20 protein-coding genes are annotated in these 18,241 nt (G+C 76.0%); 12 read left to right on the plus strand and 8 right to left on the minus strand.

The window, feature by feature from the left end; all coding sequences use genetic code 11:
* Window positions 1–18 precede the first annotated feature (18 nt).
* From JE024_RS34000 to JE024_RS34015, 4 genes are all read left to right on the plus strand, one after another.
* Window positions 19–888: an FG-GAP-like repeat-containing protein gene (locus JE024_RS34000; protein WP_205377717.1), complete on the plus strand. Its 870-nt coding sequence runs from the start codon at window positions 19–21 to the stop codon at window positions 886–888.
* Window positions 889–995: 107 nt separating this feature from the next.
* Window positions 996–1,382, plus strand: coding sequence for a hypothetical protein (locus tag JE024_RS34005; RefSeq protein ID WP_205377718.1), 387 nt, complete (start codon window positions 996–998; stop codon window positions 1,380–1,382).
* 109 nt (window positions 1,383–1,491) lie between these two features.
* Window positions 1,492–1,818 (plus strand): plasmid stabilization protein, encoded by a 327-nt coding sequence (locus JE024_RS34010; RefSeq protein ID WP_205377719.1) that lies wholly within the window; start codon window positions 1,492–1,494, stop codon window positions 1,816–1,818.
* A 109-nt stretch (window positions 1,819–1,927) separates the two neighbouring features.
* Window positions 1,928–2,734 (plus strand): SDR family oxidoreductase, encoded by an 807-nt coding sequence (locus JE024_RS34015; RefSeq protein WP_205377720.1) that lies wholly within the window; start codon window positions 1,928–1,930, stop codon window positions 2,732–2,734.
* A 95-nt stretch (window positions 2,735–2,829) separates the two neighbouring features.
* On the opposite strand, the gene JE024_RS34020 is transcribed toward JE024_RS34015, so the two are convergent.
* Both JE024_RS34020 and JE024_RS34025 read right to left on the minus strand, forming a co-directional pair.
* Window positions 2,830–3,096, minus strand: coding sequence for a DUF4235 domain-containing protein (locus tag JE024_RS34020; RefSeq protein ID WP_205377721.1), 267 nt, complete (start codon window positions 3,094–3,096; stop codon window positions 2,830–2,832).
* Window positions 3,097–3,223: 127 nt separating this feature from the next.
* Window positions 3,224–4,264, minus strand: a complete 1,041-nt coding sequence (locus JE024_RS34025) for a YihY/virulence factor BrkB family protein (protein WP_205377722.1) — start codon at window positions 4,262–4,264, stop codon at window positions 3,224–3,226.
* A gap of 442 nt (window positions 4,265–4,706) precedes the next feature.
* On the opposite strand from JE024_RS34025, the gene JE024_RS34030 reads away from it, so the two are divergent.
* From JE024_RS34030 to JE024_RS34045, 4 genes are all read left to right on the plus strand, one after another.
* Window positions 4,707–5,336 (plus strand): DUF642 domain-containing protein, encoded by a 630-nt coding sequence (locus JE024_RS34030; protein ID WP_244883367.1) that lies wholly within the window; start codon window positions 4,707–4,709, stop codon window positions 5,334–5,336.
* Window positions 5,337–5,874: 538 nt separating this feature from the next.
* Window positions 5,875–7,110, plus strand: a complete 1,236-nt coding sequence (locus JE024_RS34035) for a lycopene cyclase family protein (protein WP_244883369.1) — start codon at window positions 5,875–5,877, stop codon at window positions 7,108–7,110.
* Window positions 7,107–7,910 carry a methyltransferase domain-containing protein gene (locus JE024_RS34040; RefSeq protein ID WP_205377725.1) on the plus strand — a complete coding sequence of 268 codons (804 nt, stop codon included), beginning with the start codon at window positions 7,107–7,109 and terminating at the stop codon, window positions 7,908–7,910. The genes JE024_RS34035 and JE024_RS34040 overlap by 4 nt, the downstream gene beginning before the upstream one ends.
* 53 nt (window positions 7,911–7,963) lie before the next feature.
* Window positions 7,964–8,158 (plus strand): hypothetical protein, encoded by a 195-nt coding sequence (locus tag JE024_RS34045; protein ID WP_205377726.1) that lies wholly within the window; start codon window positions 7,964–7,966, stop codon window positions 8,156–8,158.
* Between the two features lie 230 nt (window positions 8,159–8,388).
* Here JE024_RS34045 and JE024_RS34050 read toward each other — a convergent pair whose 3' ends face one another.
* From JE024_RS34050 to JE024_RS34065, 4 genes are all read right to left on the minus strand, one after another.
* Window positions 8,389–9,384, minus strand: coding sequence for a phytoene/squalene synthase family protein (locus JE024_RS34050; protein ID WP_205377727.1), 996 nt, complete (start codon window positions 9,382–9,384; stop codon window positions 8,389–8,391).
* A 66-nt stretch (window positions 9,385–9,450) separates the two neighbouring features.
* Entirely contained in the window at window positions 9,451–10,584 is a 1,134-nt protein-coding gene (locus JE024_RS34055) for a polyprenyl synthetase family protein (RefSeq protein ID WP_205377728.1), read from the minus strand.
* 154 nt (window positions 10,585–10,738) lie between these two features.
* The gene (locus JE024_RS34060) at window positions 10,739–11,470 is read right to left on the minus strand and encodes an ABC transporter ATP-binding protein (protein ID WP_205377729.1); all 732 of its coding nucleotides are present in this window, start codon (window positions 11,468–11,470) and stop codon (window positions 10,739–10,741) included.
* Complete coding sequence (locus tag JE024_RS34065) at window positions 11,467–12,552, minus strand: ABC transporter permease (RefSeq protein WP_205378505.1); 1,086 nt, start codon at window positions 12,550–12,552, stop codon at window positions 11,467–11,469. The genes JE024_RS34060 and JE024_RS34065 overlap by 4 nt, the downstream gene beginning before the upstream one ends.
* Window positions 12,553–12,723: 171 nt before the next feature.
* Between JE024_RS34065 and JE024_RS34070 the strand changes: the two genes are divergently transcribed.
* Together JE024_RS34070 and JE024_RS34075 are read left to right on the plus strand one after the other, a co-directional pair.
* Entirely contained in the window at window positions 12,724–13,947 is a 1,224-nt protein-coding gene (locus JE024_RS34070) for a sensor histidine kinase (RefSeq protein WP_205377730.1), read from the plus strand.
* Entirely contained in the window at window positions 13,944–14,579 is a 636-nt protein-coding gene (locus JE024_RS34075; protein WP_205377731.1) for a response regulator, read from the plus strand. The genes JE024_RS34070 and JE024_RS34075 overlap by 4 nt, the downstream gene beginning before the upstream one ends.
* Before the next feature lie 114 nt (window positions 14,580–14,693).
* Here the strand turns inward: JE024_RS34075 and JE024_RS34080 are convergent, their stop codons facing one another.
* Window positions 14,694–15,254: a TetR/AcrR family transcriptional regulator gene (locus JE024_RS34080; protein ID WP_205377732.1), complete on the minus strand. Its 561-nt coding sequence runs from the start codon at window positions 15,252–15,254 to the stop codon at window positions 14,694–14,696.
* Window positions 15,255–15,370: 116 nt separating this feature from the next.
* Between JE024_RS34080 and JE024_RS34085 the strand changes: the two genes are divergently transcribed.
* The gene (locus JE024_RS34085) at window positions 15,371–16,630 is read left to right on the plus strand and encodes an MFS transporter (RefSeq protein WP_205377733.1); all 1,260 of its coding nucleotides are present in this window, start codon (window positions 15,371–15,373) and stop codon (window positions 16,628–16,630) included.
* Window positions 16,627–17,589 (plus strand): LLM class flavin-dependent oxidoreductase, encoded by a 963-nt coding sequence (locus tag JE024_RS34090; RefSeq protein ID WP_205377734.1) that lies wholly within the window; start codon window positions 16,627–16,629, stop codon window positions 17,587–17,589. The genes JE024_RS34085 and JE024_RS34090 overlap by 4 nt, the downstream gene beginning before the upstream one ends.
* A gap of 19 nt (window positions 17,590–17,608) precedes the next feature.
* Here JE024_RS34090 and JE024_RS34095 read toward each other — a convergent pair whose 3' ends face one another.
* Window positions 17,609–18,160 carry a GNAT family N-acetyltransferase gene (locus JE024_RS34095; protein WP_205377735.1) on the minus strand — a complete coding sequence of 184 codons (552 nt, stop codon included), beginning with the start codon at window positions 18,158–18,160 and terminating at the stop codon, window positions 17,609–17,611.
* Window positions 18,161–18,241: the final 81 nt, after the last annotated feature.

An 18,241-nucleotide genomic window follows, 5' to 3' on the forward strand; every position in this document is an offset into this window, starting at 1 on the left:
CACGGCAGGGGGAGTTCCATGATCATCGGTCGGCGCCGGTACGCGCTCCGGGGCGCGCTCGTGGCCACCGCCGTCACGGCCGTCATGGCCGCGACGGCCGGCGGCGCCTTCGCCGCGGCCCGTCCCGCGCCGGGCCCCCGCGTCGACACGCCCAGCTTCTCGATGAAGGGCGTCGACCGGGAGACCGCCGAGCCGTACCTGTACTTCACGGACCGCGAGGGCGGCTTCGAGCCCCGCGAGCACGTGGCCGTCGGCTACGGCACCTTCGCCGACTCGATCGACGTGGACGACGACGGCGACGGCTGGAGCGACGGCACCTGGAACCTGTACGAGGACGGGACCCTCGACCACTCCTGGATCGACGACCGGCTCGCCTACCACAGCGAGCAGGTCGGCACCGGCTGGGACGTCTACACCTCCGTGCTGTCCCCCGGGAACCTCGGGGGCGCCCCGGAGGCCGACCTCGTCGCCCGCGACAAGAAGGGCGTCCTGTGGCTGCACCTGGCCCGCCCGGACGGCTCCCTCACCGCACGCACCCGCGTCGGCGGCGGCTGGGGCGCCTACACCCAGCTCGCCGGCCAGGGGGACCTGACCGGCGACGGCAGGCCCGACATCGTCGCCCGGGACACCGCGGGCGTCCTGTGGCTCCACCCCGGCACCGGCGACCGCAAGGCCCCCTTCGCACCCCGCACGCGCATCGGCGGCGGCTGGAACGCCTACGACCGGCTGCTGTCCGTCGGCGACCTCGACGCGGACGGCAGGGCCGACCTGATCGCCCGCGAGCCGGACGGCGACCTCTACCGGTACTCGGGCACGGGCACCGCGCCCGGGGTCTGGGAGAAGCCGGTCAGGATCGGCACCGGCTTCCAGATCTACGACCTGCTGTAGCGCCGCCCGGCACCGTCCCGCGGAACGACATGACTACTTCGCCCGAATCCGGACACCGCATACGAGAGGCGGGAAGCAGCCTCGTCCGGAAGAAGGCAGGTGAGGACATGTCCCAGCAGCCGAAGTCGTCCGGTTCCTCACACGGTGAGGGGCCGAGCAGGCACGGGGGCGCCCAGCACGGCTGGTCGCCGGACGTGGACGAGACGCGCCGGCAGGACAACCCGAGCGCCCACCGCTCCTTCCACCCCGAGCGGCACGCCCCGGGGAAGGGACCCGGCCGGAAGGTCTCCGAGGAGGAGACCGAGGACGTCCCGGGTGACACCGTGCCGAGCACCGGCGCCCGCGGCGAACGGCGCGGGCCGCGGTCCGGCGAGGAAGGCATGCACTCTGCCGGACGCAGGGGCCGCTCGCAGCGGCCCAGCGGGACGAAGGACGCCTCGGCGACCACCGGGGTCGACCCCCAGGACCCGCCCGGCACCCGCAGCGGCGGCTGAGCGCCCGCGCGCACCGGCCGGACGGGCCGCATACCAGCGGCCGGGCCGGGAACCCGGGGGAGCGCGAGCAGTCACCGCAGGCGACACCGTGATCGGATCGGAGGCGGCCATGCCGGCAGGATCGAACGCCAAGAGGGAACGGCAGTACGAGCACATCAAGGACAGCGCGGAGCGGCGGGGCGAGTCCACCGGCCGCGCCGAGGAGATCGCCGCACGCACGGTCAACAAGGAGCGTGCCCGCGCCGGCGAGTCGAAGACGGCGAGCAGGACCTCGACGCAGGACAGGAAGTCGGCTTCCCAGCGCGGCGGCGAACGCTCCCACCAGGGCGCCCAGGGCCCCACCAGGGACCAGCTCTACGAAGAGGCGAAGAAGAAGAACATCGAGGGCCGCTCCTCGATGAACAAGCAGGAACTGCGCGAGGCGCTCGGCCGCTGACCCGCAGACCAGCAGATCCGTCGACCGGGAGGTGGGCCGGCCGCGCGGCCGGCCCACCTCCCCCCGCACGGCGCCCGCCCCCGGGCGCCGGACCGCCGAAGGAGGCGCCATGTCCGACGCGTACACGGGACGACGGGTGGCCGTTGTCACCGGCGCCGATTCGGGCATCGGCCGGGCCAGCGCCGTCCGGCTCGCCGCCCTGGGAATGGACGTCGGCCTCACCTTCCACTCCGACGAACGGGGCGCGGAGGAGACCGCGCACGAAGTGGGGCGGCACGGCGGGCAGGCCGTCGTCGAGCACTGCGACCTCACCGTGCTGCCGGACGCGGCGGACGTCGTCGACATCTTCGCCCGGGAGCTGGGACGCGTCGACGTGCTCGTGAACAACGCGGGCACCGGAACCGCCACCCCGTTCCTCGACCTCGAACTCGCCACCGTGCAGCGCGTGCTGGACGTCGATCTGGTCGGCCCGCTGCTCTGCGCGCAGCGGGCCGCCCGCCACATGATCGAGCAGGGCGACGGCGGCCGGATCGTCAACATCACCTCGGTGCACGAACACGCGCCCCGGGTGGGCGCCGCCCCCTACTGCGCGGCGAAGGGCGGCCTCGGCCTGCTGACGCAGGTGATGGCACTCGAACTCGCCGAGCACGGCATCACCGTCAACGCGGTTGCCCCGGGGGAGATCGCCACCCCCATGACCGGGCAGACCGACACCGACGTCCACGCCGCGGAGCGCCCCGGCGTGCCGCTGCGCCGCCCCGGCGACGCGCGCGAGGTGGCGGCCGTCGTCGGCTTCTTGGCCGGCCCCGAGGCGTCGTACGTCACCGGCGCCTCCTGGCCCGTGGACGGGGGCATGCTCCGCATGGGCCCCATGGCGGGATCCCATCTCGGCGACGACAGCTGGCGCGTCCCCTAGGCCCCCGACGCCCCGCCGGATCCCCCGGAAACCGTTCGGCGCCCCGTTCGCGCGCTCCCCGCGCGGACGGGGCGCCGAACGGCGCCGTGCCCCCGTCAGCCGGGCCACACCCCCGTCGCACGGTGCACGGCGGTCGCGCCCGCGCGGTCCACACCCGCCTTGACGGCGGCGAACACGGCGCCCTGGAGCGTGGCGGCGAGCAGGACCTCGCGCCAGGTGCGGTCGGGGTCCGTGGCGTCCGGTGCGTCGTCGTCGTGGCCGAGCTTCTTCCAGACCTGCTTGAACAACGCGCCCGCGAGAGCGCCGCTGACCGCTCCCAGGACCATGCCGACCGGCTTGTAGGCGATTTTGGACGCCTTCATCGCGTGTCCTTCCCTCGAACCGACTGGGCCCGGACCCGCATTCGATCCGTCCTGGGCCCCCGCGTACCCGGGGCGGCGCCGCGCAGTCCCCGCGCGGCGCCGCCCCGGGCACGAGCCTCCCGGTCAGTCAGTCCCCCCGCCGGTCCTCGGGGTCCTCGGGGCCGGTGTCACCCATCGCCCGCCGGTCCTCCTCGCTCCACTTGCGGGTGTCCCGGGGCTCGACGTACGGCTCCTCCCGCGGCGGGTGGCCCGCCACGATGGCGCGCTCCCGGTCCATCTCCGCGTCGAACTCCAGGCCGAGCAGGATGGCGAGATTGGTGATCCACAGCCACACGAGGAAGACGATGACACCGGCCAGGGTGCCGTAGGTCTTGTTGTACGAGCCGAAGTTGGCGACGTAGACGGCGAAGCCGGCCGACGCGATCAGCCAGATCAGCAGGGCGAGCAGGCTGCCCAGCGTCACGAACCGGAAGCCGCGGCCCTTGGCGTTGGGCGCGGCCCAGTACAGGATCGCCAGCATCAGCGCGACCAGCAGCACCAGCACCGGCCACTTGGCGATCGCCCACACCGTCAGCGCCGTGTCGCCGATGCCCAGCGCCGTCCCCAGCTCGCGGGCCAGACCGCCGGTGAAGACGACCATCAGCGCGGTGACGCAGGCGAGCACCATCAGCAGCAGCGTCAGGCCCACGCGTACCGGGAGCACCTTCCAGACGGGGCGGCCCTCCGGCAGGTCGTACACCGCGTTGGAGGTACGGATGAACGCCCCCACATAGCCGGAGGCGGACCACAGGGCGCCCAGCAGGCCGACCACGGCCAGCACCGAGCCGACCCCCGCGCTGCCCTGTAACTGCGTCACCGCGTCGGTCAGCACGTCCCGGGCGGGGCCCGGGGCCAGCTTCTTGATGTTGTCGAGCACCGACTGCGTGGCCGAGTCCCCGGCGATCCCCAGCATCGAGATCAGCACCAGCAGCGCGGGGAACAGCGCCAGTACGGCGTAGTACGTCAGGGACGCGGCCCGGTCGGTCAGCTCGTCCTGCTGGAACTCCTTCACGGTGCGTTTGAGCACCGCGCCCCAGGACTTCTTGCCGAGGTCGGTCGGGGTGTCCGGCGCCTCGCCCTCAGCCCTCGGAGGGGACGCGGTGTCACGGTGGGTCCGGTCTCTGGTCATGGACGACTGGTAACCGCCCCCGGCGCCCCCATGCGCCGGCACCCGGGAGAAGTTCCCGGTTCGGTGCGATCCGCGTGGCTCCGCGAGCCGTCCGCCCGCCGTCGGCCGAGCGGCCGGACGGGCGGCCGGAGATGCGTCGGAGCGCGGGTGTCCGGCCGCACGCCCCGGCGCGGGCGCCCATGCCTCCGGCGTGGCGCCCGGCAGCAGGAGGTTCGACATCGATCCAGGTCAGGGCATGCGTGCGCCGGGGCGTGCGGGCCCGGTGCCCGTGCTCCCCGACACCCACACGGAGCAGTCGCGGCGGAAGGCGCACCGGACCCGGTGGGAGGACCGTGCCCTTGGCGGCCTCCGGCGGCCGCTGCACACTCCGATTGGGTTCTCGCACGGGGCCCCGCCGTGAGGCGTCACTCCTGACCGGAAGGCCCTGATGCGTCACTTACGCATGTGCATAACCGCCCTGTCCGCGGCGGCACTTCTGCTGGGCACCACCGCCGCGACCGCCTCCGCCGCGCCGTCCCCCGCCACCCTCACCACGGGGGCGTGGCCCGACGGCTTCGAGGAGCCGGTCGTCCCGGCCCCGCAGCCGTTCACCTACATGGCCGCCGGCCAGACCTTCGGCCCCTGGACGGTCGGGGGCGGCAGCGTCGACCTGGTCTCCGACCGGCTGTGGGACGCCGCCGAGGGCGACCAGTCCGTCGACCTCAGCGGAGGCGCTCCCGGCAGCATCTCCCGGACCGTCCCCACGCTCCCGCTCACCACCTACGTCGTCACCTACAAGCTGGCCGGCAACACCGGCGGTCCGTCGCCCGTGGTCAAGACGGGGGACGTCAGGGTCAACGGCGCCCTCATCGACGACCTCACCTTCGACACCACCGGCCGCGGCCCCCGCGACATGGGCTGGGAGCAGCGCACCGCGTACTTCACCACGGTGCTCCACACCTCGGCGACGCTGACCTTCACCAGCACCACGCCCGGCAACCGCGGTCCCGCCGTCGACGACGTCACGATCCGGAGCTGCCTGCTGGTGCTCTGCCTGCACAAGGGCCCGCAGCTGAGTCCCCACTCGGGGTGACCGGCTGAGGCGTCGTCAGCACCCCGCCCGCGTCGCCGCCCCGTTCCCGGGCCCGGCGGCGGGGGCCGCGACGTCCCGCCGACCGTCGCCGGCAGCGGGCCCGTGCTCGTGCCCGGACGTGCCTACCCGCCGCGCACCGCCCCGTATGCCACGCTGGGCGGACCGCCGACGCCCCCGCCCCGCGCCCGCCCCGGACTGCGCGCCCCGTTCCCGTCCGTCCGCATCCGCCGGCGGCACACGGCCCGAAGCGACGGTGGACCGGGACGTCGTGGATGCCGGCGGCGGCGAACCGGGACGACGGACGGCCGGCGAGGCACGACGAGCCGCACCGGCACCACCAGCACGACCAGCACCACAGGCACCACCAGCGGCACCGGCACTGGCACCACAGGCGCGACGAAGCGACCGGCACACGGCAGAACGGCAGCGGACCCCCGGAGTGATGCGTGGACGATCCCGGCACACAAGTCCCGGCAGCCGGCCCCGCCGGCGCGCCCCGTGGAGCCGCCACCGGCGGGGCCGCCGGACGGCGGACCGGGTGAGCGGCGCGGACCGGTACACCGCTGGCACCTCGGACGTCGTCATCCTCGGTGCGGGCGCGGCGGGACTCAGCCTCGCCGACCGGCTGACCCGCGCCGGCGGCGCCACGGTCACCGTGGTGGAACCGCCCGACGGCCCGCTGCGGCCGCCCGAACGGAGGTGGTGCTTCTGGGACACGGAGGCGGACGACGTCGAGCCGGCCGTCCGGGCGTCCTGGTCGCGTCTGCGGATCCACGCCCCCGACGGCGGCGCCACCACCGTCGAACCGCACCCCCTGCGCTACCGCATGCTGGGCTCCGCCGCGTTCGAACGCCTGGTGCACGCACGGCTCGACGCGTCACCCCGGGCGCGGGTGGTGCGGGCCGTGGCCGGTACCGTGCGCGCGGTCGGCGACGGCGCCGAAGTGCGCTGCTCGGTCCCGGACGGACGGGAACTGACCCTGCGCGCCCGCCTCGTGTTCGACTCGCGTCCGCTGCCCGCGCTGCCGCCCGCCCGTACGACGCTGCTCCAGCACTTCTGCGGCTGGTTCGTGCGCACGGCGGCCGGGCGCTTCGATCCGGGCGTTGCCGACCTGATGGACTTCCGGGTGCCGCAGCCGCGCCACGGCCTCGCCTTCGGCTACGTCCTGCCGCTGGCGTCCGACCACGCCCTCGTCGAGTACACCGAGTTCTCCCGGGCCCCGCTAACCCCGGCCGCGTACGCGGCGGCGCTGAGCCACTACAGCCGCAAGGTCCTCGGGCTCCACGCCTTCACCGTCGAGGCCACCGAACACGGCGTCATCCCGATGACCGACGCGCGCTTCCCGCGCCGGATCGAGCCGGGCGTCTTCCGGATCGGGACCGCGGGCGGCGCCACCCGCCCCTCCACCGGCTACACCTTCGCCGCCGTGCGCCGCCAGAGCCGGGCCATCGCCGAGGGCCTGCGCGACGGGAGCACCACCGTCCCCGCCCCTCACGGGCGGCGCGCCCTCGCCATGGACGCCGTGCTGCTCCGGGCGCTGGACACCGGACGGATCGACGGCCCCGCCTACTTCACCCGCCTGTTCCGCACCACGCCCGCCGAACGCATCCTGCGCTTCCTGGACGGCGCCACCTCGCCCCGGGAGGAGTTCGGCATCGGACTGCGGGGCCCCGTGCTGCCGATGCTCCGGACCGCCGCCGAGCTCCCCTTCCTGCCCCGCCGCGAGCACCCTGCCGCAGCCCCCGTCAACGAACCGGAGAAGAACCGCCGATGACCCTCCTGCACGACCACGAGCTGGCCGGCGCCTTCGACCACGCCTCGCGGAGCTACGACCGGCTCACCGCCCTCAACCCCGGCTACCGCACGGACCTGCTGCGCTCGGCGCGCCGGCTGCGGCTGCCCCACGGCGGGGCGGGACTGCACATCCTCGACCTGGGATGCGGCACCGGCGCCTCCACACTGGCCCTGCTGCGGGTGGCGCCCCGCGCCCGGATCACCGGCGTGGACGCCTCGGCGGGCATGCTCCGGCGGGCACGCTGCAAGCCGTGGCCCGACCGTGTGGACTTCCGCCATCTGCCCGCGGAGGAGCTGACCCCGGACACGGCAGGGCCGTTCGACGCGGTCTTCGCCGCCTATCTGTTCCGCAACCTGACCGATCCGGACGGCGTCCTCGCCGGGATCCGGGCCCTGCTGCGCCCCGGCGGCAGGCTGGCCGTGCACGAGTACAGCCTCAGCGGCTCGGCGCGCCACCGGGCCCTGTGGACCGCCGTGTGCCAGGGGGTGATCCTGCCGGCGGGCTCCCTCAGCGGGGACCGGGCCCTCTACCGCCATCTGTGGCGCAGCGTCCTCGACTTCGACACCGCCCCCGCGTTCACCCGGCGCCTGGCGCGCGCCGGGTTCGGCGACCCGCGCGCGGTGCCGGTCGCCGGCTGGCAGACCGGCATCGCGCACACCTTCGTCGCCCACACCGCCCACACCGCCCCGACGGGGCCGACGACGCCGGAGATCCCGAGCACCCCGAACACGCCCGGGACCCCGGGCACCCCGAACACGCCCACCCCGCCGACCCGATGAGCCCCGCCGCGTACCCACCCCGCCGCGGCCGCGACCGCGGAGCCCGTGTCGTCATGCCCGTCCCCCGCCGGGACCGCCTCACCGTCCGGGAGGCGCCGGGCGTCGCCGTGGTCGGCGGCGGCATCGCCGGGCTCTCCGCTGCCGTCCTGCCGGCCGAACGCGGCGCCCGCCCAGGAGGCGCTCGCAGGCCGGCTCTCCGGCCACGGCACCAGGTGCTGCGCACCCTCTCCGCCCTCGCCGTCCGCTAACGGCGGCGCATGGGGGTGATGCCCCGGCCCCGGGGCACGCGGGCGGGGGTCAGCGGTTCACCCGGGGAAGCGGCCCCCGCCGCGCAGCGCCCGGTGGTGCTCCGCGCAGGCGAGGTCGACGTGCCGACGGCGGCCGCCCCGTCCCGCGCACCGGCGCCGCCGGCCGGCGCCCCGGGCCGCGCCGCCGCGCCGGAGGCGTCCACCGGGCGGGGCGCCCGTCCACACCCGCGTCACCGCGCGGGGCCGTTCCCCGGCACCGCCGCGTCCCGGTCCGCGGAGCCGGCGGGCACGGCCCGGGCGCGCCACCGGGCGCCGGCCACCCGCGCCGCGCCGGCCGCGGCGGTCGCCGCCCGGCGACCCCGGGACACCGCCACACGGCGGTGCAGCACCGGGTAGTCCGCGTCCGCGACGGCGTCGAGGATCCCGCCGTACAGCACGAACGCCGCCCGGATGCACGGGCGTACCCGCGGGTCGAGCATCGCGATCCCCGGTTCCGCCTCCCGGTACACCTCGCGCGTCATGGCCTCGGCCGCCACCAGGGCCGCGCGGATCCTGCCGTCCCGCCGCCCCGTCCGGCGGCTCCACTCCAGCAGCGGCCGGTCCACGCCGTGGGCGGCCAGCAGATCGGCCGGCAGGTACACCCGTCCGCGGTCCAGGTCCTCGCCCGCGTCCCGCAGGAAGTTGGTGAGCTGGAACGCCACGCCGAGCGCCGCCGCGTGCGGGGCTGCCTCCTCGCGCGGGACGACGGTGCCGAGCACCGGCAGCATCTGGAGGCCGATCACCGCGGCGGAGCCGTGCATGTAGGCGCGCAGGTCGGCGTAGGTCGGATAGTCGGTGACCCGCAGATCGCTGCGCATCGAGGCCAGGAAGTCGGCGAACAGGATGTGCTCGATCCCGAGGCGTTCCGCCGTGTGCGCCACCGCCCGCACCACCGGATCGGTCCCGCGGCCCGTGCGCAGCCCGTGCGCGAGGTCGTTCTCCAGTTCCTTCAGGCGGGCGTCCCGTTCGCCGGGCGGGCGGGACGGGCCGAGGTCGTCCACGATGTCGTCGGCCCGCCGGGCGAAGCCGTACAGGGCGTGCACCGAGGAGCGCCGGTCCACCGGCAGCAGACGGGTCGCCAGGAAGTACGTGCGCCCGTGCCGGGCGTTGAGCGTCCGGCACCTGCGGTAGGCCGCGCGGAGCGCGGGATCGGTGATGCCTGCGGCGTCCAGTTCACGACGGGTCATGGGTGCCTGCCACGGTCGGGGAGGGCGCGGGGCGCGCCGTGTCGTCGGTCGGTCCGGTGACGGTCCTCACGCGCCGTCACCGGCCGGCGTGCCCGCGGCCCGTGCGACCAGGGCGGCGAACTCCCCGCGGACCGCGTCCGGCGCGCCGGAGGCCGCGAAGTGCCGCCTGCTCTCGGCGGCCAGTTCCCCGATCCTGTCCTCCACCGCGGCACGCGCGCCGGTGCGCTCCAGGGCAGCGCGCATCCGCCGCACGGTGTGCTCCGGGCGGTCGGGACCCGCCGGGGCGAGGGCGGCGGCCGCCTCCTCGTCGCCGGACGCCCCGGCCCGCTCGACGCCCACCGCGAGGAGATAGCTGAGCTTGCGGGCCCGCAGGTCGTCACCGGCCGGTTTCCCGGTCACCGCAGGTTCGCCGAAGGCGCCCAGCAGGTCGTCGCGGAGCTGGAACGCGAGCCCCGCGCAGCGCCCGGCGTCCCGCAGCGCGTCCAGGACCGGAGGCCCGGCGTCCGCCAGGCAGGCGCCGAGCGCGAGCGGCCTCCCGACCGTGTACAGGGCGCTCTTGAGGGTGGCGATGGTCAGGGCCTCGTCGATCCCGGAGGAACCGGCCGCCTGCGCGTGGATGTCCCGGTACTGGCCGGCGACCATCTCCGCGCGCATCGCGCGCCACTCCTCGTGCAGCCGCGGCCCCTGCGGCGAGACGAGCGCCGTCTCGGTCAGCAGGTCGTCGGCCCAGGCCAGCGCGAGATCGCCGGCGAGCACGGCGGCGGCGTGGGCGAAGGCGTCGGGCGGGCCGGCCATGCCGGCCGCCCGGTGCAGACCGGCGAGCTCGACATGGACCGAGGGCGCCCCCCGGCGCAGCGGCGACCCGTCCATCACGTCGTCGTGCATCAGCGCGCACGCCTGGAGGAGTTCCAGGGCGGCGCCCGTGCGCAGGACCGCGCGGGCGTCGCCGGAGCCCCCGGCGGCGCGCCAGCCGCACCAGGCGAAGGCGGCACGCAGCCGTTTCCCGCCCCGCCGCACGAACGCGTCCACCCGCTCGGCCACCTGACGGGCGAACACCTCGTCCGTCCCGCGGGCCCGGCGCAACTCCGCGTCGAGGAACCGCTCCAGCTCCGCCTCGACCGCCGTGACGGCGTCGCGGGCCGTGCGCGGAGCGCCGAAGCGCCCGGCTGGTCCGGCCGCTGTCGGCCGCAGTCCAAGCATGGTCAGCCTTCCGCTCTCGTCCGCCTGTGCACGGTCCTTCTGCCGTCGGCACGGGTGCGGATGCGCTGATGCCTGCCCCGTGCGGCCGCACCGGCCGCAGGGGCTCACCCGCCCGGCCCAGCGCGGGTGGCGGCCGGTCAGGGCCCGGCCCGGGTCAGCGGTCCGGTGACGCGGGCGCCGGCCGGGCGGGCCGGGGCAGCGGGGCCTCGTGGTCCGCCGCGGGGCGCAGCCGACCGTCGTGGACCTCGACCACCCGGTCGGCCGCGGGGAGATGGGCGCGGTCGTGGGTGACCAGCACCGTCGCGGTGCCGCGCTCCCGGGTGAGGCGGGTGAGCAGGTCGACGACGGCCGCGCCCCGTTCCCGGTCGAGGGCGCTGGTGGGCTCGTCGACGAGGAGCACGGCGGGGTCGTTCATCAGCGCGCGGGCGATGCCGACCCGCTGGCGCTGGCCGCCCGAGAGCTGATGCGGCCGCCGGCCGGCCGAGCCCGCCAGGCCGACGGATGCGAGGAGTTCCATGGCCCGGCCCCGGGCGGAGCGGGCCGGGCGGCCGTCGATCCGCGCCATCACCTGGAGCTGCTCGGCGGCGGTGAGGGAGGGCAGCAGCCCGGGCTGCTGGAAGACGATGCCGATGTGGCGGCGGCGCAGCACGGCGCGCTCCGCCCGGGTCAGGGCCGTGACGTCCGTCCCGGCGACCGTCACGGTGCCGGAGTCCGGGGTGATCAGGGTGCCGGCGACCGCCAGCAGGCTCGACTTGCCGGAGCCGGACGGCCCGGTGACGGCCGCGAGGCTGCCCCCGGGCACGTCCAGACAGACCCGGTCGAGCGCGGTCAGCCGGGCGTCGCCGTCCGGGTAGGTGAGGGTGACATCGGTCAGGCGCAGATTCACCGGGTGCTCCCGAGGGCGGTCAGCGGGTCGACGGAGGTGATGCGGCGCACGGAGAGCGCGGCCCCCAGCGCACCGAGCGCGACCGTCGCGGCGGCCGGGACGAGGACGGTGGCGGGGGAGAGGTGGAACGGCACGGCGGACCCGGCGAGCAGGGCTCCGGCTCCGGCGGCGAGCGCCGTGCCGGCGAGGGTGCCGCCGGTCAGCAGGACGAGCGCCTGGCCGAGTGCGTCCCTCAGCAGGCCGCCCGTGGAGGCGCCGAGCGCCTTGAGGACGGCGACGTCACCGCCGCGCTGGATCGTCCACACGGTGAAGAAGGCGCCGACGACCAGGGCGGAGATGACGAGGAGGAAGCCGCGCATCAGTTGCAGGCTGCCGTTCTCGGCCGCGTAGGAACCGATCGCCGACAGCGCGTCCGCGGTCCGGACGGTGCTGGTGCCCACCGCCTCGTCGACCGCCCCCACGGGGCTGCCGGACGAGGTGGTGAGGGCGATGACACTGGCGAACGGGCCGCCGGACGCGGCGGCCGGCGGCGCGGCCCGCCGCCAGTCGGCCAGGCTCGTCCAGACGACGGGGGTGTGGCTGAACCAGGCGTCGCCGCCCACCGCCGCGACGGTCAGGGGCTGTCCGGCGAGGACGAGACGGCCGCCCTCCGCGACGCCGAGTTCCTCGGCCGCCGCGGCCGACAGGACCGCGGTGTGCTCGCCGATCCTGTCGCCGTCCGGGGGGAGGGAGGAACCGGGCCGCACACCGAAGGCGGAGACCGCGGTGCCGCGCTCCCCGGCGCTCGCCCTGGTGAGCGCGATGCCCAGCGGTTCGGCACGCGTCACCCCGGGCGTGTCCGCCCAGCGCCGCCACTGCTCCTCGGTGACGGCGGACTCCGTGAACGACGGCTCGCCTCCGCCGGGCACGCCGAAGGCGATCCGGTCCGCGGGCAGGCCGGTCACGGCGGAGACGTTCTGCCGCCCCAGCCCGGCCGTCAGCCCGGACAGCAGTCCGACCAGCAGGGTGATGAGCACGATGACGACGCCCATGAGCGCGAAGCGCCCCTTGGCGAACCTGAGATCCCTCCAGGCGACGAACACGGTGTCGGCCTGTCCTTCCATCCGTCGGCGGTGTACGCGTCCACCGTCGCGGCCGGCCCCGCGCCCCCGCATCCGGCCCAGGACAGCACCTGACGTGCCGATGGGCGGGTGGCGGACTGCACCTTTCGACAGAGGCGGCGAGCCCCGCCGCCTCCGTAGGCTGGGAGGACTGTGAAGACCACCGCCCCCGCCCCCACCCCGACCACGCGCGCCCTCGCGTGGTGCCTGCACCTGCTACTCCTCGGGCTGCTCGCCCTCACCGCCGTACGGGCGGCGGCCGGCACCGGCCCGCACCCGGGGGCCGTGCCGGCCGCCGCCGCGGTGTGCGCCCTGGTCTACGCGGCCGGCCCCCTGCTGCCGGCCGTCGCCCGCTCCCGGCGCGCCGCCGCGCTGTGGCTGGCCGCCGTCGGCGGTGTCTGGCTGGTGCTGCTGGCGCTGTCCGCCGACGCGGTGTGGCTCGCCTTCCCGCTGTACTTCCTCCAGCTCCATCTGCTGCCCCCGAGGACCGGCACGGCGGCCGTCGCCGCCACCGCGGTCGCCGCGGTCGGCGGGTTCGCCGCGCACCAGGACTCCTTCGGCGCGGCGATGGCGATCGGCCCCCTGCTCGGCGCGGCGGTGGCCGTCGCCGTGGTGCGGGGCTACCAGGCCCTGTACCGGGAGAGCGACGCACGCCGCCGGCTGATCGAGGAGCTAACCGCGGCCCGCGCCGACCTGGCCGCCGCCCAGCACACCGCCGGTGTCCTCGCCGAACGCGAACGCCTGGCGCGGGAGATCCACGACACCCTCGCCCAGGGCCTGTCCAGCATCCAGCTCCTGCTGCGGGCCGCCGAGCGCGCCCTGCCGGACACGCCCTCGAACGCCTCCCGGTACGTCGGCCAGGCCCGCCGGGCCGCCGTCGACAACCTCGCCGAGGCCCGCCGGTTCGTCGCGGCGCTCGCCCCGCCGGCCCTCGACGGAGCCACCCTGTCCGACGCCCTGGACCGTCTGTGCGCGGCCACCGACGGGCGGCAGGGGCCCGCCGCGGCCTTCCGTGTCGTCGGCGACCCCGTCCCGCTGCCCACCGCGCACGACGTCGCGCTGCTGCGCGTCGCGCAGTCGGCGCTGGCGAACACCGTCCGCCACGCCGGAGCCGCCCGCGCGGACGTCACCCTCACCTACGGCGGCGGCCAGGTCTCCCTCGGCGTGGCCGACGACGGGCGCGGCTTCGACCCGGCGCGCCTGCCGGCACCCGACCCGGAGACCGGCGGCTACGGACTGGGCACCATGCGCGCCCGGGTGCGGTCCCTCGGCGGGACCCTGACCGTCGCCTCCGCCCCCGGCGACGGCACCGTCCTGACCGCCAGGCTGCCCCTCGACACCCCGTCCGCCCACCCCGCACCCGAGGCACGCCCGTGACCGGTCACCCCATCCGCCTGCTGCTGGCCGACGACCATCCCGTCGTCCGCGCGGGACTGCGCGCCGTCCTGGAGACGGAACCCGGGATCGACGTGGTGGCCGAGGCCGCCACCGCGGAGGCCGCCGTCGCCCGGGCCGGGCAGGGGGACGTCGACGTCGTCCTGATGGACCTCCAGTTCGGCCGGGGCATGAACGGCGCCGAGGCCACCGCCCTCATCACCGCCCGTCCCGGCGCACCCCGCGTGGTCGTGGTCACCACCTACGACACCGACGCGGACACCCTGCCCGCCATCGAGGCCGGCGCCACCGGCTACCTCCTGAAGGACGCCCCGCCCGAGGACCTGGCCGCGGCCGTGCGCACGGCCGCGGAGGGCCGCACCATGCTGGCGCCGTCCGTCGCCGACCGGCTGATGAACCGGCTGCGCACACCGGGCACGGCCCTGACCCGCCGTGAGACCGAGGTGCTCGCGCTGGTCGCCGAGGGCCTGTCCAACCACGCCGTGGCGGGCCGTCTCCATCTCACGGAGGGGACGGTCAAGTCCCATCTGGCCCGCGTCTACGCCAAGCTCGGCGTCGACTCCCGCACCTCGGCCGTCGCCGCCGCCACCGGGCTGGGGATCATCCGCCGCTAGCCGCACCGACCCGCAGGGCGGTCGGCGCGGGCAGGGGGCCAGGGGATGACCGGTCCGCGTCAGGCACCCCGCCGCGCGCGATCCCTCCGGCCCCGCGCCCCGCCGTGCGTGGGCTCAGCGGCCCGGCCGGGAGGCGACGGCGTGCACGATCGCGGCCACGTCCGCGCGGTCGGCCGGCTCCGCGTCGACGGAGTTGTGGATCGACAGGCCCTCCACCAGCGCGTCGAGCGCCCGGGCCGTCAGCGGGTCGAAGTGGCGGGCCAGCGACATCCGGCTGGCCCGCATCCAGGAGCGCATCACCTCGCGCAGCTCCGGGTGGCGGGTGGCGAAGGCGTACAGCTCGTAGCTGAGCAGCAGATCGCGGTCGGTGCCCCAGACCTTGCCGCAGATGATCTCGACGACGGCGGCCTCCGCCTCCTGCGGTGTGCCGGCCGCCTCCAGGAGGGCCCCGTAGCGGGAGGAGACGGAATCGGCCAGCCTGCCGAACGCGGCGGTGAGCAGGTGCTCCATGTCGTCGAAGTAGTAGGTGAGCGAGCCCAGCGGCACGCCCGCGGCTTCGGCGATCCTGCGGTACGTCACCTTGATCGCGCCGTGCTCGGCGACGACGTCGAGCGCCGCGTCCAGGATGCGCTCGCGTCGTCGCGGGTCGTTCGGGCCGCGCGTGCTGCCGCTCATCGCCGAGCCTGCCTCTCTTCACCGGCGCCCACCGGGTATGTACATTTGTGCATACTCGGTGGGTGCTCGGACCTGGTGTCTGCCGGACCATACTTCCGAAAACCAGCGGAGCCCCCGTGACAGACCCCGCACTGCGCCGACGCCGTCAGGCCCTGTACCTCTTCTTCTTCCTGCCCGGCATCGCCATGTCGTCGTGGATCACGCGGACCCCGGACATCCGCGACGGGCTCGGCGTGTCCATCGGGCAGATGGGCCTGATCCTCTTCGGCCTGTCCGTCGGCTCGATGGCGGGCATCCTGTGCTCCGGCCGCCTGGTGTCGCGCTTCGGCACCCGGCCGGTCATCGCCGTCGGCACCCTGCTGGTCATCGCCGCCGTCTTCGTCATCGCCGCGGGCAGCGCCGCCTCCTCGGCACCGCTGGTCGCGGCCGGGCTCGGCGTCTTCGGCGCGGGCATGGGAGGCGGCGAGGTCGCCGTCAACGTGGACGGGGCCGACGTCGAACACCTCACCGGCACCGCCGTCCTGCCGGCCCTGCACGGCTGCTTCAGCCTGGGCACGGTCGTCGGCGGCCTGCTCGGCATGGCCGCCACCGCCACCGCGTTCCCCGCCCACTGGCACCTGGCCGGCATCGGCCTGATCGCGACGGCGATCCTCGTCCACGCCCTGCGCGCGGTGCCGGCCGGCACCGGCATCAGCTCCGCGGGCCGGGACGAGTCCCACCCGGAGGGCGAGCACGGCGCCCCGGTGTGGAAGGACCGCGCCCTGCTGCTGATCGGCGGCATCGTCCTGGCCATGGCGCTCGCCGAGGGCGCCGCCAACGACTGGCTGCCCCTGCTCATGGTCGACGGCCACGGTCTCGACCCGGCGCTCGGCTCGCTGGTCTTCGTCGGGTTCGCCGCCGCCATGACCCTCGGCCGGTTCAGCGGCTCGTTCTTCATCGAGCGCTACGGACGGGTGGCGGTGCTGCGCGCCAGCGCCGTGTCCGGCGCCGCCGGGCTGGTCCTCGTCGTCTTCTCCGACAACGCCGTCGTGGCCGCCGCGGCCGTGCTGTTCTGGGGACTGGGCGCGTCGCTCGGCTTCCCCGTCGCCCTGTCGGCGGCGGGCGACTCGGGCCCCGGGAAGACCGCCCGGGTGAGCCTGGTCGCCACCATCGGCTACGTCGCCTTCCTGGTGGGGCCGCCGGCCCTCGGCTTCCTCGGGGACCACTACGGACTGCGCTCCGCGATGGCGGTGGTCCTGGTCTTCGTCGCCTCCGCCGTCCTCCTCGCCCCCGCAGCCGGCACCCGTGCCCCGGTGACCGCCGGCCCGGTGCCGGTGCCGCCCCGGCCGGCGGACGAGTCCGTGAAGCACCCGTCGCACCAGGGGGAGGGGCGATGACCGCCACGGCCGGCGCGATCGGCGTCCTGCTGCCCTGCGACCTCCCCGCGGCCGAGGTGATCGGCTTCGCCCGCGACGCGGACGCCCTCGGCTTCGACGAGCTGTGGGTCGCCGAGGACCTCGGACACCGCGGCGGGCTCGCCCAGGCCGCGACGGCGCTCGCCGTCACCTCGCGCATCCGGGTCGGCGTGGGGCTGCTGCCCGCGGGCGCCCGCAACGTCGCCTTCGCCGCCATGGAGGCGGCCACGCTCGCCCAGCTCCACCCCGGCCGGCTGGACATCGCCGTCGGGCACGGCATGCCCGACTGGATGCGCGCCGCGGGCGCCTGGCCGCGCAGCCCGCTCACGCTGCTGCGCGAGTACATCCCCGCCCTGCGCACCCTGCTGTCGGGCGGGACGGCCGACGTCGACGGCCGCTACGTCCGGCTCGACGGCGTGCGGCTCGCGCCCACGGCGGTGCCCGACCTGGTCCCCGACGTGTTCGCCGGGGTCCGCAGCCCCAAGTCGCTCGCCCTCTCCGGCGAGACGGCTGACGGAACGCTGCTCGCCGAGCCCGTCACACCCCCGTACGTCCGCGAGGCCCTGCGCAGCATCGCGCCGCGCGGCCCGCACCGGATCACCGCCTACAACGTCGCCGCGGTGGCCGACGACCCCGGGGCGGCCGTCGCCGCCGTGCGTCCCGCCCTCCAGGCGCTGGGCGACGCCGACTGGCGGCCGCACATCGTGCCCCTCGGCTTCCACGAGGAGCTCGCGGCACTCCGCGCCGCCTCCGCGGACGCCCGGGCGTTCGCGGAGGCGATGCCGGCGGAGTGGGTGGAGCGACTGGCCCTGGCGGGCACCCCCGCGCACGTCCGGACCCGTATCGACGGCCTCTTCGCCGCCGGTGTCACCAGTGCCGTGCTCATCCCGGCCGGCCCCGACCGCCGCGCGGCCCTGGCCGCGCTGGCCCGGGTGCTCTGAGCCGGACCCCGGGGCCCCGTCAGGCCGGGCGGTCGGCCCCGGGGCCCCGGTCGATCCGGTACACCACCTGACGGCGCAGCGGCCCCTCGGGCGCGGACGGGTCGTCGAAGTCGCCGGCCGGCTCGCGCACCATGCCGATCCGGTGCATCACCGCCTGCGAACGGAGGTTGCCGGCGGTCGTGACGGCGAAGATCCCGGCCAGGCCCAGCGCGCCGAAGCCGTGGGCGAGCACCGCCCGGGCGGCCTCGGTGGCGTAGCCCCGGCCCCAGGCGGGCCGGGCGAGGCGCCAGCCGATCTCCACCCCGGTCAGCGGCATGGCGTCCTCGGTGTCGTCCAGTCCGGCGAACCCGACGAACTCCCCGGTGTCCTGGACCTCGACCGCCCACCATCCGTAGCCGCGGCGCTCGAAGTCCGCACGGAACCGGGCCACGGACGCGTCGCTCTGCTCCCGTGTGAGCAGGGCCCCCAGGTGCTCGCGCACCGCGGGATCTGCGTTCATGGCGGCCCAGGGCGCGAGGTCACAGTCGCGCCAGTGGCGCAGTACGAGGCGTGCGGTGAGCAGTTCGGTCATGCCCGCAGCCAACGCGAGCACCCGCGCCGGGGCAATCGCTTTTCCGTGCGGGTTCGAGCGGGCCCGGAGCGTCCACCCGCA

The organism is Streptomyces zhihengii, from assembly GCF_016919245.1.
GTDB classification, from domain to species: domain Bacteria; phylum Actinomycetota; class Actinomycetes; order Streptomycetales; family Streptomycetaceae; genus Streptomyces; species Streptomyces zhihengii.